Below are 15,232 nucleotides of genomic sequence, written 5' to 3'. Positions count from 1 at the left end.
TGTGGCAGCACTGTGACCAGTGCTAAGCCGCTGATGGGCGAGAAGAAAAGAGCTCGTTAGGACACGGCAGTGGCCGCGCGTCCCTGGTGCCAATCCAGCTATAACGGCGCCCGGGGAGTGCGAGGTCAGTGCCGTTTTCGTGTATCTTGCTGCAGTCCTGCGCACGATGGAGTGCCTCAGCCACAGCCCGAGTACGTCGGCGGTTTTCTTCCCGCGTCCGATTCGAACCGCCAATTCCGCGGAGGACTACCTCCGATGAGGATTCCACCTTGACGGAAACGGAGTACATGAACATGGGCTCATCCTTCAGGATGAAGTATTCCGCGTGCACGTCGGCAAGCTGAGAGACCAGTGCGCGAGGAAGCGCTATCCGTGACGCGCGGACGGTGACCACAGGCCCGTCGGGAAGCGAGAAGGTGTGATCTAGCGCGCCGGGCGAATGCCTACGGCCGATGGTGGGGTGGCAGAGGATTGTGCGGATGAGGTCGAGGTCTTCGAAACATTCTGCACGGTAGGTAGCGGATAGTGGGGGAAGAGCTAGGCGGCGATGAATGGGAAACTCGTCTGCTGTGTTCATGGCTCACAAGTTATCGAACAACCCGGACTCGCATTTTCGAACATATAGAACTAATGTTCGAGATATGTTTAGCATCAATTGGCTACCCAAGTGGGGGTAGTCAATTGGCTAGGTGCCTGGTGTTATTGCAGGGACATGTGGGGTTGTGGAAACGATTCGATAACGACTTTTGTAAAAGTCCAAGAGTCTGAGAAAACGCTATTTCTGGGGGTGGGGTGGTGGATTAGTGTGGGGGATGGTCCTAAAGGAAAACTAAAAATTTGAAAGATTCGTCTCAATGAAGCACGCAAGAAGTCGAATGGCGGTATCGGCTTTCGCAGCACTTTTGTCCTTAGCAGCCCCGGTCGCGGCACATGCTGTCGTGGTTGGTCCGGGTGACCCGATTCGAACTCCCATGGAGGGAAGCCCGTGGGATGGGCACCGAAATGTCAACTCGCCGATGTGTTCGGCGGGTGTTCCGGGAACGGTGACGGACCGCAATGGGGAAAAGCATCGGGTCATGTTGACCGCAGGGCACTGTGTGAATGATGCTCCGGATGTGGGTCTGCCAATCGTTACCGGTGAGGTGTATGTGCCAACCACCGAAGGCGATAAGCGCATTGGTACGACAGGTGCTCACCGTTGGGAAGTGCCGCAGGAAGATGCCGGACTGGAGTCGTTGCCGGCGGCCTTTAATGGTGCAGACTATGGAGTAATCAACCTTGATCCAGACGTAGAAACTACCGGCGCAAGTCACTCCATCGATGAAAATGGTCAGAGCTACGGGGAGCCTGTAGCGATGACTGGCATTCAGGACAATGAAGACCTGCCGCGTGGCGAGGTCTCCTTCGATAATTTTGGCAAACCTATCTGTAAGGACGGCATGCGTACCGGACGTGCCTGTGGCTATCAGGTATTCCGGGCTCGAAACGGCATTTGGACGGTTGGTATCGGCGTTGACCACGGTGACTCGGGCGGAAATGCCTACGATCCGACCACTAACGAAGTTATTGGCGTAAATTCGATGACCTTCGGTCCGGTCTCGCGTGTGATGCCCGCGGATATTGCCATTCAGGAGGCCTACGGCATTCCCGACGGTCAAGTAAACGACCACTTCGAGGTATCGGATTCCACGGCTCAGCGCGACTCCTCCTACCGCACCCTCAATGAGGATATGGCGGCGGATCAGGAGTACGCCCGGACGCAGGATTCGCAGGCTTCGCAGGAAGATTCTGTACCGCAGTTAGCTGATCTTGTGGACCAGCTGCCGCAGTCACCGCAGCTCCCTGAACTGCCACAATCGCCCCAATTGCCACAATCGTCACAGCCGTTTGAGTTGCCTCAATTGGCAGAAATTCAGCTTCCAAGCTTTGAGGGCTAGCACCAGTCTGAGAATCTGACAAAAATCACCCCCGAACCGTTAAGAGAGCCAGAATCATCCAAGGCGGATGGTTCTGGCTCTTGCATTGCTGTTGAACAAACCTTTTGATGTGTAATGCGCGTGCCGTGAAGGCGAATGAACGGTTCCTCGACTGAGAATTTCACCCTAGGTTCCATTTTTGGAGAGCTTTGTAAAGGTGTCCCTAATACACTGAGTGGGACAAGTTTTCTGTACAGAAATGGAGTATCGCACACTATGGCCAGTTCAAAGAAGGTCGCCACACTCACGGCTGCACTGTCGGTAGCTGCGGGTGGCTTTGTGCCCGGAATCGCGGTAGCTGAGGCTGCACCGGCAAACTCGGATGTTGTCATCGGCCCGGGCTCGCCGTTGCGAATGCCGTTCCCGAGCAGTAAGAACATCGACGGACGGCATGTTCAGTCCCCGATGTGCTCTCTGGGAGTTCCCGGCACCGTTGTGGATCAGAATGGCGTTTCGCATCGTGTCATCATGACTGCCGGTCACTGTGTTGTGGCGAAGGATACTGAAACCGGCGAAGAGGTCACCGGCCAGTTCTTCATCCCAACCAAGGACGGCGACAAGCTGGTCAACAAGGACTACATGGGCACCGATATCATGCCGGAAGAGGGTGACTTCGACGAAAACACCACTATGCCGGAGTTCTTCAACGACCTCTTCAATAGCGGTGACTACGGCATCATTGAGGTTCAGGACGACATCAAGACCACCTCTATGTCCCACTCTGTTGATGAGTTCGGCAACGTCCACGGCGAGCCGGTTCAGATCGTCGGTATCGAGGACAAGCGCACTCTCGAGCCGATGGAGATTTCTGTCGACAACTTCGGTGAGCCTGTGTGCACCGACGGTTCCCGTACCGGCCGTGGCTGCGGCTTCCAGGTCTTCCGAGTCCGCAATGGTGTCTGGGCTATCGCTCCGATTGACCACGGCGATTCGGGAGGAAACGCTTTCAACCCGGAGACTCGCGAGGCCATTGGCGTTAACTCCATGGGCATCGGCCCGCTGAGTCGCTTCCAGCCGATTGACGTTGCTCTTGAAGAGCAGTACGACATCCCGGACGGCCAGGTCAACGAGCGCTTCAAGGTAGAGACCTCCACTGAACCGCAGTCCGAGTTCCGCACGATTGACGAGGACTCCCAGTACACCAAGCAGCACGTCCCACAGGAAGAGCCGGAGCTGGGCCCGATTGGCGAGCTGCTCCCAGAGGGCGTCGAGGTCCCGCCGGAGATTGCCGACATCATCTCGGAGAGCCCGTCTCTCCCGGAGCTGCCGATTCCGGAGCTGTCGGGTGCGACCGCTCAGGCAACGCAGTCTGTCAGCAACATTTCCTCGCAGGCGAACCTGCCGAGCCTGTTCTAATCAGGTCACCGCAGTCTCGTAGATAGGGCGTTCGCTTTACGACGCTCCGTTCAACCCCCTATTCCGCCACAGTGGCGGGGTAGGGGTTTGGCTTTCGTTAGTCAATCGGCTTTGCGTGAAGGTACTCGAAGAATGTGTCGGGAACGGGATGTTCAAGGTGAAGCTTCATTGTGACAACATTCGAGTCTTTCCCCTTAACCCCCTTCATTTTTGCTTGCTGGGGATCACTTGGAGTGGCTTCGCCAAGGTAGGTGAATCCTTCATCTGGTAAATCATCCCTGCGTACAAACAAATGGATAGGGAATTTATGTTGGATGATGCTCTGGACTTCCTGACTCTTTAGCGTCCTATTTGAACGTGTAAACCAACGCATCGTCGAATGGTCAATGAATTCATCCTCGTATGCGATGCGAGGAGCAAGCCCCTTGTGCTTTCGGTAGTTTACAAAGATTGGAATCGTCTGCGAGTGGGAATCAATCTTATAGCCATTTAGCGTGCCTGATTGATCCGACCGAAGCCTCAAAAGACGAGAAACATCCTTTCTGGAATAGCGTTGATTGCGGCGAAGTACACCCGTGAAATAATCATTTTCGCGGGACAGGAAAAGACCAGTTTGAATGATGTCATCCACATGCTCTCGAAAGCTGTTTGGATATGACGAATCCCACTTGTTGTATAAAGTCAAAAATTCCTCAGTCAGACTGTAACGTGAGGTTTCGTCATCGTACCGGACCAATCTAATTTCTTCGTAGGCCCGCTTCGGGTAAAACTCGAGGTTGAGTACTCGTTCGACAACAGAGAGATCCAGCTCGCTGTGAGAAACAGCCCTTGTGTCGAGTAATTCTGAAAACTCTTCACGTGTGATGGAACCATGCTTAATAAGCTGGTCAAGTAGAAGTAACTCTTGGGGTTGCTTTCCGGGAAGTAGCTCGCGGGACAAAAACTTCAAGTATTCACTCTGCTTATCCGTTGGTCCTGTTGCTGCTTTGTCCACCTGGTGCAGGAGTTCCCAATAATTCTTGGTACGCCTGGTCGAGATGACTGTAGGGTCAACGAGATTGAATCGAGCAAAATCCATTAGTCGTGGTACACGATTCAGTCGGTACTGGAGAAGTTGAATATCCTTTTTAAATTCAGCAATCGTGTCCACCGAGGCTGTATCGATGGCTTTAAGGATCTTCTCCTTGGCAATTTCATCAAAGCTCACAGTGGAGCCCGATGGGATATTCGAGGGATCAACGACTTTGCTCTTGAGCTTCGACTTATTTCTAGATGAATCTCCGAAAAGAGCCATCGGGATCATGTAATTGTTCTTGTAGTTTCCAATGAAATCAATTACTCGGAGATGGTCTTTTCCTGGGGCTTTGCGAAGGCCACGGCCCAGCTGCTGGGTAAAAATGATGTTTGATTCGGTGCCGCGCAGCATCACTACTTGATTTACTGCCGGAATGTCGATGCCCTCGTTGAAAATATCAACGGTGATGATGTAGTCGAGTTCGCCGGCAGATAACTCCGCTACGACAGCATTTCGTGTCGAGATTGAGTCTTCACCTAGAAGCACCTTCGTCCGTAGCTGCCGGCCAAAGAGCTGCTTTTGGTTGAGCTGCTCCGATAGCGCTTTCGCTTCGTCTTTCCGACTGCAAAACATGAGCCCCTTAACTCTCTCAGGAAACCCGTAGACACGGAGCTTCTCCAGGAGATAGTCGATACGATCTTCAGCGACGAGAGCATCGATGGATGCAGTCTTATCACCGATCGCTCGAACTCCATCATCAAAATCGGTGACACCGAAATAATGGAATGGTGCGAGCATGTCGGCTTCAAGAGCGGCTTGCAGTCGGATTTCGTAAGGAACGTTGAAATCAAAGAGGCGAAAGATGTCCCCTGAATCTGGACGCTCGGGAGTTGCGGTCAAGCCGAGGACAAACTCACTGTTGAAGTATTCAAAAACTGGCTTGTAGGAATTAGCAGCGCCACGATGAACCTCATCAATAATGATGAAGTCAAAGGCATCTGGAGAAAAGGTTTTGTAAGTCGATTGGGAATACAAGGATTGAACTGAGGCAAAAAGGTATCGTGCATCAGTTTCTTTTTTCCCACCAACCAAGAGTCCAAAGTCGGCCTCCGTAAGCTCAGAACCGGAGTAGGCAAGTACCTTTTGGAACTCACTCTTAGTCTTTTCCAGAATCTGTTCCCGGTGGGCAACGAACAAGACGCGCTTGGCCTGTGCTTCTTTAACTGCTAGTGCAGCAAGGATCGTCTTCCCCGTGCCGGTAGCGGAAATTATGAGGCCTTTCCGCTCGCCTGACTGCCTCAAGTCAGCGATATTCGACAGCGCTACCTGCTGCATTTGATTGGCGATAACTGGGCCCTCGGGCAGCAACTTTGTGTGCGTGTTTTTCGAAACTGGAGGTACGCGGTTCTGTTCGTACTCATCGACCCATTGATGAGTTAGTGGGATGCAACGGTTACGTTGCATATCAATGGCCGTCTCAATTTGGAATGTGATATCACCATTCTGGTGACTGGAAAAGTGCAGATTCCACTCTTCGTTTTCCTGGAGCGCCTTTTGCGTCAAATTTGTGCTGCCGACGATGGCTGAAAGCTCAACCTCTTTGTAAAAGAGGTATCCCTTTGGATGAAAACCCCGGTGATGATCCTCAGGGTAGATGTAGATGTTCAGTCCCTCAATTTCGAGTAGTTCTCTGAACATCGATGGTGAATTGAAATCAAGGTAGTTCGACGTGATGATCGTCATTGGGCCAGAAAACTGAAGGAGATCCTCCTTCAGCATGGCAAGGGCGGCCGGAGAAATAAATGCTACTGAAAATATGAAACTCGTAGCGGTGCGTAGCTCCTCGCGGAGCGCATTGTACATAGTGGCCGACTCATCGTTGCGAATGAGTCGGGGATTGTATTTTTTGTCGGCAACGATGTTCTTATCGATGAAGCCGTAGCGTAGGTCTCCGACCAGGGAATTCATCATTGTTTTAGCATACTAAATGCACGTTGCGTCGCTTGTATTGATTACTGTTCGTTTACAAGAATGTCGACTGTAGGGATGTCCGCTGGCGCCCAATCAACGGAATAAAGTTCGACCGGTTCTAACCAACGATATTCAGTGTGCTCCGTTAGCTTGATTTCGGGAGAAGAAACGGAACAAAAGTATGTCGCAAGTGAGATAACGGCGAAGTCATACTCATGGTCGACAGTGAGAATGTGGTTCCCGATCTCAGCGTCAAGTTTTAGCTCTTCTCTTAGTTCACGGGCTAGAGCCTCACGAGGGGACTCGCCTTCTTCGATCTTTCCACCGGGGAATTCCCAATAGTTTTCCATCGAGCGACCTGGGCCGCGTTGTGCGGCGAATATTTTTCCTTCGTAGGTAAGAACGGCACCTACAACTTCGATTCGTTTTTTCATCTCAACTCCGCGTTCTGTCATTGCGCCTCATTCTAGTAATCGTCACTGTTTGCAGATCGGGCTATGGTGAACTCTTGGGCCTCTTATGTTCTCTTTTGCACAGTAGAAAGGACCGTTACCTTGTCAGCTTCCCGTTCGCGCGACCTGCTTCGTCGTAAAGCAAAGTGCGAATCTCAGCCGGATATCGCATCGGAGGTGGGAAGCAAACCACAAGGTCTGAATCCTCGGCAGGGTGAATTAGACGGGACTAAACAGCCGATTCCGCGAGAGATTTGGATTCTGGTCAGCGCTGCGTTCATCATTGCGCTGGGCTTCGGTCTGATTGCACCGATCTTGCCGCAGTACGCGCGCAGCTTCGATGTGGGGGTGTTCGCGGCCAGCTTCGTGGTCAGTTCGTTCTCCATTTTCCGGCTAATCTTCGCGCCGGCATCGGGCTCACTGGTAGAGAAGCTCGGATATCGACGCACGTACCTAACCGGCATCAGTATTGTCGCGTTCTCGACTTTGCTTGTCGGTATTGCGCAGACATATTGGCAACTGCTGGCGTTTCGTGCGCTCGGAGGCATCGGTTCGACGATGTTTACGGTCTCGGCAATGGGGCTGATTGTGCGGATTTCACCGCCGGAGATCCGCGGTAAGAGCTCGGCCGCCTACGGCACAGCCTTCCTGTTGGGCAATGTCTTTGGCCCGATCATTGGTGCTGCAATGGGCGCATGGGGCATGCGGATGCCGTTTTTCATCTACGGTGGGGCGCTGATCGTGGCAACGATTGTGGTCGGCATGTCGCTGAGTGCGGAGCATCTTCGCCATGTAGTGCCCAAGCGCACGACCCCGGTGCTGAGGTTCTCCGAGGCAATCCGTGACTCGGCATATCGGAGCGCACTAGTCGGAGCCTTCGCCAACGGTTGGTCGAACTTCGGTGTGCGCGTCGCGATTGTCCCGCTGTTCGCCGCGGCAACGTTTTCCCATGTTGGCACCCCAGAACCGGGCAGCGATGGGGCAGTAGCCGCCACTGCCACAGCTGGTTTCGCGCTGACGGCCTTCGCGCTCGGCAATGTCACGGCACTGCAGTTTTCCGGCCGTCTCTCCGACCGCATCGGCCGTCGCCCTCTGCTCATCACGGGCCTGTTCATCAACGGCGTGTTCACGGGCGCTATCGGATTTAGCAGCGGTGCCATTCCGCTACTGATTCTCTCCGTCCTCGCGGGTTTCGGCGCTGGCATGATCAATCCATCGCAGCAGGCCGTGCTTGCCGACGTCATCGGCGCCAACCGCCAAGGTGGAAAGGTGCTGGCCAATTTCCAGATGGCTCAGGACTTCGGAGCGATCTCTGGCCCGCTGATTGTCGGCGCAATTGTGGATGCCGCAGGGTTCAAGGCCGGTTTCTTTGTTTGCGGTGTCATTTCGCTGGTCGCAATGGTGGGCTGGATCTTCGGGCGAGAGACTCTACCAGCCCACTCGTCGAACAGCGGAGCCAAAGAAGCCGAAGCAAAAACAGCTTAAGCAGAAGCGGATTTGCTAGTTTCCTTGCCTTCATCGACCTTTCGGCAAATAGCCACATAGATAGCGCCAGTAATGTTATGCACCACAGCGGCCACCGCGCCGGGAAGCGCTGCCTCCGGGGTAAAGAACTTCGCTGCCATACCGGAGGACAGGCCAGCGGACTGTGTGCCGACCTCCACGGCCACCGTGCGCTTGCCCGCAGTCGGCATCCCCACCAGCTGGCCTGCAAAGAAGCCGAGCACGTAGCCCAGAACGTTGTGGATGATCACAGCCACAAACACAATCAGGCCAATGTTCGCCAGGCTCTCAGCGTTCTTGGCCACGGCACCGAAGACCACGCCACCGATACCGAGAATAGAAATCCACGGCAGGATTGGGAGGATCTTGTTAATAAAGGTATCGGCCACAAAGCGGATAATCAGACCGCCAATCACTGGCAGGAGGACTGTCTGACAGAGGCTCCAGGCCATCCCGAGGCCGTCGACCTCCGTGTGCGCGTCGGCAAGCACGAGCATAAGAAACGGCGTCATAATCGGCGAGACCAGCGTCGACACACTGGTCATGGCGACGGACAGTGCGACGTCACCGCGTGCCAGGTAAGCGATGACGTTCGACGAGGTGCCGCCGGGGACGGATCCCAGCATCAGCAGGCCGACGGCGAGTGCCGGGTTGAGGCCGAGGGCTTTCGCCACGGCAATCGCTAGCAGCGGCATGATGACAAACTGAGCAATGACGCCGAAGAGAATCGCCAACGGGCGCTTAGCGACCTGCTTAAAGTCCGGGATGGTCAGGGTGAGGCCCATCGCGAACATGATGATCATCAGGAAGTACGTGATGTAATCCGTCAGCGGAGTAAACGGGGCGGGGAAGAAGAATGCCAGCGCCGAACCCGCCAAAATAAAGCCCGGAAACCCGAGAACTTCAATCATTGCCGAGAGCTTCGACGGCTGTGTATCCGGCTGCCCGCCATTCCCAGAAAACTCGTCGGGATAATGTGGTTTTAGCGGGGACTGCCGGGGCGATGACGGCTGCGGTTCAGATGAATTACTATTGCTGGGCATTTTCGAGCGACCTTGGGTTTATACGTTGTGTAGTTGCAAAAGTCCGCCGAACGGTGGGTGTTCCACGGCGGAAAATAGCTGATATGTGTACAAACTTGTAGGGAAAATGTTAGCCACCTCACCCCAGGAAATTACAAAATAGGCACCCCGAAGTGGGTGCAATGCGCTCGCTTAACGACGGCCCCAGCGCCGGGGCCTCATCCAAGAAATCGACCGCCTAGTGTTGTGACCTTGCGGACAGGAAATGGTTTTTTGACCGACGGTGGCGTAGTCTGGGCAGTCGGTGTGAAATCCTGACGACAATGTCGCAGAGAATCTGGCAGCGGTATAAATTCGCTGGTGAAACGCTTGAAAGTGCATAGTGCATGATGGGCGCCCCTCCTCGGAAGTAAAAGCTGAATTGGGTTTGGGCGCAATTTTTCGAAGTATGTGCAAGAGAAGCGATGTCATCGCAATTCCGACGTGAGAGCACTGAAAAACAAGAACGTAAATTGGGCGGGTCATGTATGTGCGACCCAACTGTGAGTAATCAACTGTTGAATATTGAGTGTGCGGGCGAAAAGGCCCAGGAAGAGCCCCAAATGGCTAATAATGAAATGAATGGCAGCGTCGAGGAAAACCGCGAGGATCAGCGCGAAAACCGCGAGGACGCAATTGTGAAGGCCGAGGATGTAGTGGCCGAGGAAGCACCGGTGGTCGAAGAGAAGGCCGCTGAGGAAAAGACCGAAAAGGCCGAGGTCAAGGAAAAGTCCGAAAAGGCTGAGAAGAAGGCCGAAAAGAACAAAGACGACAACGACGACACCGTCGGCTTCGATGAGCTTGAGCTGCCGGATGACATTGTCAATGCAGTTCGCAAGGTTGGGTTTGAGACTCCGTCCCCAATTCAGGCTGCTACTATCCCGACTCTGATGAGCGGCCGCGACGTCGTCGGCCTGGCTCAGACTGGTACCGGTAAGACCGCGGCGTTTGCGCTGCCGATTCTGGCTCGCATTGATCGCTCCGTCCGCGCACCTCAGGCTCTGGTGCTTGCTCCGACCCGTGAGCTGGCGCTGCAGGTTGCGGACTCCTTCCAGTCGTTTGCTGATCACCTGGGCAAGATTCAGGTCCTGCCAATCTACGGTGGTCAGTCCTATGGAGTGCAGCTGTCGGGTCTGCGCCGAGGTGCGCAGATTATCGTCGGCACGCCTGGTCGTGTCATCGACCACCTGGAGAAGGGCTCGCTGGACATTTCCGACCTGCGTTTCCTGGTGCTGGACGAGGCCGATGAGATGCTGCAGATGGGCTTCCAGGAGGATGTCGAGCGCATTCTTGCCGACACCCCGGATGACAAGCAGGTCGCGCTGTTCTCGGCTACCATGCCGGCTGCGATTCGTCGCCTGTCCAAGCAGTACCTGACGGAGCCGGAAGAGATTACCGTCAAGTCCCAGACTCGCACTGCGGACAACATTCGCCAGCGCTTCCTGATGGTCAGCCACCGCAACAAGCTGGACGCGCTGACCCGCATCCTCGAGGTCGAGGAATTCGAAGCGATGATCATGTTCGTGCGCACCAAGCACGAGACCGAGGAGCTCGCCGAGAAGCTGCGTGCCCGCGGATTCTCCGCTGCTGCCATCAACGGCGATATCCCGCAGACTCTCCGTGAGCGCACGATTGATCAGCTCAAGGACGGTCGCCTGGACATCCTGGTGGCAACCGATGTGGCTGCTCGTGGCCTGGACGTTGACCGCATTTCTCATGTGGTCAACTACGACATTCCGCACGACACCGAGTCCTACGTCCACCGCATCGGTCGTACCGGCCGCGCTGGCCGCTCCGGCGAGGCGCTGCTCTTTGTCACCCCGCGTGAGGGACGCCTGCTGCGCTCGATCGAGCGTGCAACCAAGTCGCAGCTGCACGAGATGAAGCTGCCGACCGTCGATGAGGTCAACGACTCTCGCAAGCAGAAGTTCGCTGATGACTTGACCGAGGCGCTTGCTGATTCGCAGGTTCCGGTCTTCCGTGAGCTCATCGAGGAGTACGCAGAAGAGCACGACACCCCACTGGTTGATATCGCCGCCGCTATCGCTGCGCAGGCACAGTCGGGCGACTTCCTAATGAAGGAGCCGCCGCGTGGCCGTCGTAACGACCGTGACCGTGATCGTTTCGACCGCGACCGCAACCGTGGCCGCGATGGTCGCTCCCGCGGTGAGCGCGGTCAGGGCAAGCGCGCTGACCTGGTCGAATTCGACCGCGAAGGCACCGCAACCTACCGCATCAGCGTCGGTCGTCGCCAGCACGTCCGCCCGGGTGCCATCGTCGGTGCCATCGCCAACGAGGGTGGCCTGTCCTCCAAGGACTTCGGGCACATCGACATCCGTGGCGATCACACTCTGGTTGAACTGCCGGCCAACCTGCCGCAAGAAGTCATCAACAACCTCTCCGATACTCGCATCTCCGGCCAGCTCATTGGGCTGAAGCTTGACGACGGCACCTCGGTCGACGACAGCGATGACTACCGCGGTGGCCGTGGTGGCTACCGTGGCGATCGTCGTGATGGCGGCCGTGGTCGCGGAGGATACCGTGGTGGTCGCGGTCGCGACGACCGTCGTGGTGGTGGCCGTGGCCGTGGCGGCTACCGTGGAAGCTTCGATGACGGTGACGATTTCGGTGGCCGTGGTCGCGGTCGCGATGACCGTCGTGGTGGCGGTCGCGGTCGCGGTGGCTACCGTGGTGGCCGTGATGACCGTCGCGGTGGTTACCGAGGCGGACGCCGCTAAACCTGCTAGGTGAGGTGAGCTGGGGGGGGGGGAGCGTCGTCAGGCGACAACCGACGACCGCCCTTGGCGCTGACCTAGAAAATAAAAAAACTGCCGGTGCGCATGTACTTCCAAGCCCTAAAAGTCGGGCCGAAACGTACAGGCGCACCGGCAGTTTTATTGTGTCTGAGCGTGAGCTCTAGATGAAGAACATCAGGATGCCGGCGACAACCCACAGCAGGGAGAAGATGCCGGAGAACATAGCCAGCTGGCCCTTCTGCTTGTCCCAGTCGAGCTCTTCAGCCTTCTTGCGACGCTCGATGAACTCCGGATCGTCAGCATCCTCGTCTTCGTCAGCGATGCCGAGGCCGGCCATCATCAGACGCTGACGCGGAATGACCAGGAAGAACAACAGTGCCCAGGCGATGATAGCCAGCAGAATTGCGGCGTGCATTGCCCCGGACTTCATGTAGGTCGACACATCGGTGAACATGACACCGAAGCCGAGCAGCGGCACGAGCAGCGACCACATGCCGTAGGTGCGCGAAATGGCGTGCATGGTGCGCGCGGCGCCGACCGTTCCAGCCTCTCCGCCGCGGGCTGCAAGCGCGAGCTTCGGGAACATCGAAATTGCGACAGTCACCGGTCCAAGCAGCAGAATTGCCGCCAGGACGTGAACCATAAGAACTACGTTTTGCACGTATTACCTTTCCACGACTGAATGTAGGCCTCGCGTTCAAGCGAGGAGTGGCCTGGATACTTCTTTATTAAGACCAGTCCTTAACTTAACGTGCTCGCACTATTTTCTCTATTTCGTGCCTTTCCTCGCGCGGATTCCACACGCAGTGGCCATCGCCTTCCAGTCTGCCGACGATACGGGCAGGTCCCATTTAATGGCCACCGCTAAGTAACGATGCGAATAGTCACACGCCTTCGTATCCTCAGGAAGCCATTCGGCCGGGCTGGCATCTCCTTTATCCCGGTTGACCGCGCTTCGCGTGGGTACGAGGTTGGTCTCGATATCGTTGCCAAATCGCCGACGCCGCTCGGCATCCCAGGTGTAGGCTCCGAAATCCCACGCCGCTGCCAACGGATAAATGTGGTCGATATCGACCTCATGCGCCCCCACCGGGTCACCCGTGTAAGGGTCGGGGATTTCGCGCAGGGAGTCGTCGTCAAGCGAACATACAGAGCCCCCGAACCACGCCGCCAACACTTTATGGCGTGTATTGCAATCGGCAGAACCTGCCCAGACGTCGAAGCGCTCGCGCTTGTACCCGGTGACGGTGGGGCGGCCTGCGACGACGCGCACAGTGCGCAGTTGCTTGACGACGGCTTCCGCGTCCGGCCCAGCGGGGGAGGATGTGACGAGAACTCGCGTAAGTGCAAAGGATGAGACAAAGGCGGCGGTCAAGACGGCGGCTAGGATGGCAAATAAAAAAGGGCGCATACCTAGTTGGGCGCGAAAAATACTTTTTCGGTTCCCTTGTAGGTATGCGCCGGGGCTAGCCTGTGGGGCTAGCGGAGGCCAAGCTTAGATCGAAGCGTTAGACCAGAGCCTGCTTTGCTGCGTGGTCGAACTCTTCCTTGATCTTCTCATTCGGTTCCTTCGTGGCCAGCGTGACGATGATCATCACGACAGTTGCAGCGGCGAAGCCCGGGACGATCTCGTAGAGAGTGTCGCTGAGCGAGCTCATGCCCCATGCGAAGGAGACAACCGCACCGGTGATCATGCCGGCAGCAGCACCTGGCGTGTTCAGGCGCGACCAGTAGAGGGCGGCCAGCAGCACCGGGCCGAATGCCGAGCCGAAGCCAGCCCACGCGAAGCCAACCAGATCCAGAATGGAGCTGTTCGGGTTAGCAGCGATGATTGCGGCGATGATGGCGATCAGCGCGACGGCGACGCGGGAGAGAGCCATGTAGGTCTTCGGACGCAGGGACTTGTTGACCGTTGCCTTGAACAGGTCCTCGATTAGCGCGGAGGAAGACACCAGCAGCTGCGAGGAAATGGTGGACATGATTGCTGCCAGTACTGCAGTCAGAATCAGGCCTGCAATCAGCGGGTGGAACAGGATGCGGGTCATGTCCAGGAAGATGGTCTCGTAGGAAGACGCATCAGTGACCGAAGCATCTGGGTTCGTAGCGAAGAAAACAGTTGCGGTCAGCGCCACGAGGACGGAGCCGAGCATGCACAGTGCCTGCCAGCCAACGCCCCAGCGGCGGCCCTCGGTTGCGTCCTTTGCACTACGCAGAGCCATGAAGCGAACGATAATGTGCGGCTGGCCGAAGTAGCCCAGACCCCAGCCGAGCAGACCGATAATCGTGATTAGCGGAATGCCAGCGAACGGATCGAAGAAGGCCTCAACCGGCTGTCCCTCGCTGCCCGGGTAGGGGTTGTTAGCAGCAAAGCTGAAGATGTCCGAGGCGGAGTTGCCATTGTTGATTAGGTAGATGATGCCGACAGTCGGAACCGCCAGCAGTGCGATGAACATAATGATGCCCTGCACCGTGTCTGTGTAAGACACCGCCAGGAAGCCACCGAACAGGGTGTACGCGACAGTGATAGCCGCTACCAACAGCATGCCGACGAGGTAGTTGCCACCGAACGTCGACTCCCAGTAACGGCCACCTGCCACCATGCCCGAGGAGACGTAGAAGGTGAAGAACAGCAAAATAATCAGGCCTGCGGCAACGCGCAGCACCTTCGACGTATCGTGCAGACGATTCTCCAGGAACGACGGCACGGTAATCGAGTTACGAGCAATCTTGGTGTAACTACGCAGGCGTGGTGCGGTGAACTTCCAGTTCAGCCATGCGCCTGCGACCAGGCCGATTGCAATCCAGGTCTGGTTCAGACCCGAAAGGTAAATCGCGCCGGGCAGACCCATCAGCAGCCAGCCGGACATGTCCGATGCACCCGCTGACAGTGCCGCGACGAACGGATGTAGGCCGCGGCCGCCAATCATGTATTCGTCATACTCTGCAGTCTTTTTCCATCCGGTCCAACCGATGTAGACCATCAACAGCAGATAAATGACTAGTGCGATGATGAACCATGTGTGTTGGTCCACAGGGCAACTCCTCATTATTTATTAGTCGTACAGTCGGACTCGCGCACTACCTAGCGCACCAAAAAGCATTTTCGGCGCACAACTCAGTTTCGCTTAATCAAGTCTGCTTG

At 56.0% G+C, this 15,232-nt stretch carries 11 protein-coding genes; 4 read left to right on the top strand and 7 right to left on the bottom strand.

The genetic code is table 11. The features are described from left to right. Positions 1-22: 22 nt before the first annotated feature. Positions 23-577, bottom strand: a complete 555-nt coding sequence (locus QP977_RS01780) for a hypothetical protein (RefSeq protein ID WP_049190066.1) — start codon at positions 575-577, stop codon at positions 23-25. 298 nt (positions 578-875) lie between these two features. Here QP977_RS01780 and QP977_RS01775 point away from each other — a divergent pair, with 298 nt between their 5' ends. Further along, entirely contained in the window at positions 876-1,937 is a 1,062-nt protein-coding gene (locus QP977_RS01775; protein ID WP_284847079.1) for a chymotrypsin family serine protease, read from the top strand. Positions 1,938-2,192: 255 nt separating this feature from the next. Next, on the top strand, positions 2,193-3,332 hold the full coding sequence (locus tag QP977_RS01770; RefSeq protein WP_257073131.1) for a trypsin-like serine protease: 1,140 nt from the start codon (positions 2,193-2,195) through the stop codon (positions 3,330-3,332). 97 nt (positions 3,333-3,429) lie between these two features. Here QP977_RS01770 and QP977_RS01765 read toward each other — a convergent pair whose 3' ends face one another. After that, positions 3,430-6,318 (bottom strand): DUF3427 domain-containing protein, encoded by a 2,889-nt coding sequence (locus QP977_RS01765; RefSeq protein WP_149420914.1) that lies wholly within the window; start codon positions 6,316-6,318, stop codon positions 3,430-3,432. A gap of 41 nt (positions 6,319-6,359) precedes the next feature. Next, on the bottom strand, positions 6,360-6,752 hold the full coding sequence (locus QP977_RS01760; RefSeq protein ID WP_149420935.1) for a (deoxy)nucleoside triphosphate pyrophosphohydrolase: 393 nt from the start codon (positions 6,750-6,752) through the stop codon (positions 6,360-6,362). Positions 6,753-6,872: 120 nt separating this feature from the next. Here QP977_RS01760 and QP977_RS01755 point away from each other — a divergent pair, with 120 nt between their 5' ends. Then, positions 6,873-8,255 (top strand): MFS transporter, encoded by a 1,383-nt coding sequence (locus QP977_RS01755; protein ID WP_404595820.1) that lies wholly within the window; start codon positions 6,873-6,875, stop codon positions 8,253-8,255. On the opposite strand, the gene QP977_RS01750 is transcribed toward QP977_RS01755, so the two are convergent. Continuing rightward, a complete protein-coding gene (locus tag QP977_RS01750) occupies positions 8,252-9,184 on the bottom strand; it encodes a bile acid:sodium symporter family protein (protein WP_070429346.1) in 933 nt (310 codons plus the stop codon). The genes QP977_RS01755 and QP977_RS01750 overlap by 4 nt on opposite strands. Positions 9,185-9,897: 713 nt before the next feature. Here QP977_RS01750 and QP977_RS01745 point away from each other — a divergent pair. After that, positions 9,898-12,072: a DEAD/DEAH box helicase gene (locus QP977_RS01745; RefSeq protein WP_284847078.1), complete on the top strand. Its 2,175-nt coding sequence runs from the start codon at positions 9,898-9,900 to the stop codon at positions 12,070-12,072. Positions 12,073-12,250: 178 nt separating this feature from the next. On the opposite strand, the gene QP977_RS01740 is transcribed toward QP977_RS01745, so the two are convergent. The 3 genes from QP977_RS01740 to putP all read right to left on the bottom strand — a co-directional run bounded on the left by QP977_RS01740 (position 12,251) and on the right by putP (position 15,122). Then, complete coding sequence (locus tag QP977_RS01740; RefSeq protein WP_049172012.1) at positions 12,251-12,751, bottom strand: hypothetical protein; 501 nt, start codon at positions 12,749-12,751, stop codon at positions 12,251-12,253. A 108-nt stretch (positions 12,752-12,859) separates the two neighbouring features. Beyond that, positions 12,860-13,465, bottom strand: coding sequence for an HNH endonuclease family protein (locus QP977_RS01735; RefSeq protein WP_246821812.1), 606 nt, complete (start codon positions 13,463-13,465; stop codon positions 12,860-12,862). Between the two features lie 133 nt (positions 13,466-13,598). Then, on the bottom strand, positions 13,599-15,122 hold the full coding sequence (gene putP / locus QP977_RS01730) for a sodium/proline symporter PutP (RefSeq protein ID WP_070827410.1): 1,524 nt from the start codon (positions 15,120-15,122) through the stop codon (positions 13,599-13,601). Positions 15,123-15,232: the final 110 nt, after the last annotated feature.

The organism is Corynebacterium sp. MSK012, assembly GCF_030232435.1.
Classification (GTDB): domain Bacteria; phylum Actinomycetota; class Actinomycetes; order Mycobacteriales; family Mycobacteriaceae; genus Corynebacterium; species Corynebacterium jeikeium_D.
The sequence above is the reverse complement of the archived record's forward strand: the minus strand, read 5'-3'. Positions and strand labels throughout refer to the sequence as shown.

Bases quoted from the DNA above. Each gene is read 5' to 3' on its own strand.
- QP977_RS01780 (WP_049190066.1), bottom strand. From the start codon at position 577: ATGAACACAGCAGACGAGTTTCCCATTCATCGCCGCCTAGCTCTTCCC.
- QP977_RS01775 (WP_284847079.1), top strand. From the start codon at position 876: ATGGCGGTATCGGCTTTCGCAGCACTTTTGTCCTTAGCAGCCCCGGTC.
- QP977_RS01770 (WP_257073131.1), top strand. From the start codon at position 2,193: ATGGCCAGTTCAAAGAAGGTCGCCACACTCACGGCTGCACTGTCGGTA.
- QP977_RS01765 (WP_149420914.1), bottom strand. From the start codon at position 6,318: ATGATGAATTCCCTGGTCGGAGACCTACGCTACGGCTTCATCGATAAG.
- QP977_RS01760 (WP_149420935.1), bottom strand. From the start codon at position 6,752: ATGAAAAAACGAATCGAAGTTGTAGGTGCCGTTCTTACCTACGAAGGA.
- QP977_RS01750 (WP_070429346.1), bottom strand. From the start codon at position 9,184: ATGATTGAAGTTCTCGGGTTTCCGGGCTTTATTTTGGCGGGTTCGGCG.
- QP977_RS01745 (WP_284847078.1), top strand. From the start codon at position 9,898: ATGGCTAATAATGAAATGAATGGCAGCGTCGAGGAAAACCGCGAGGAT.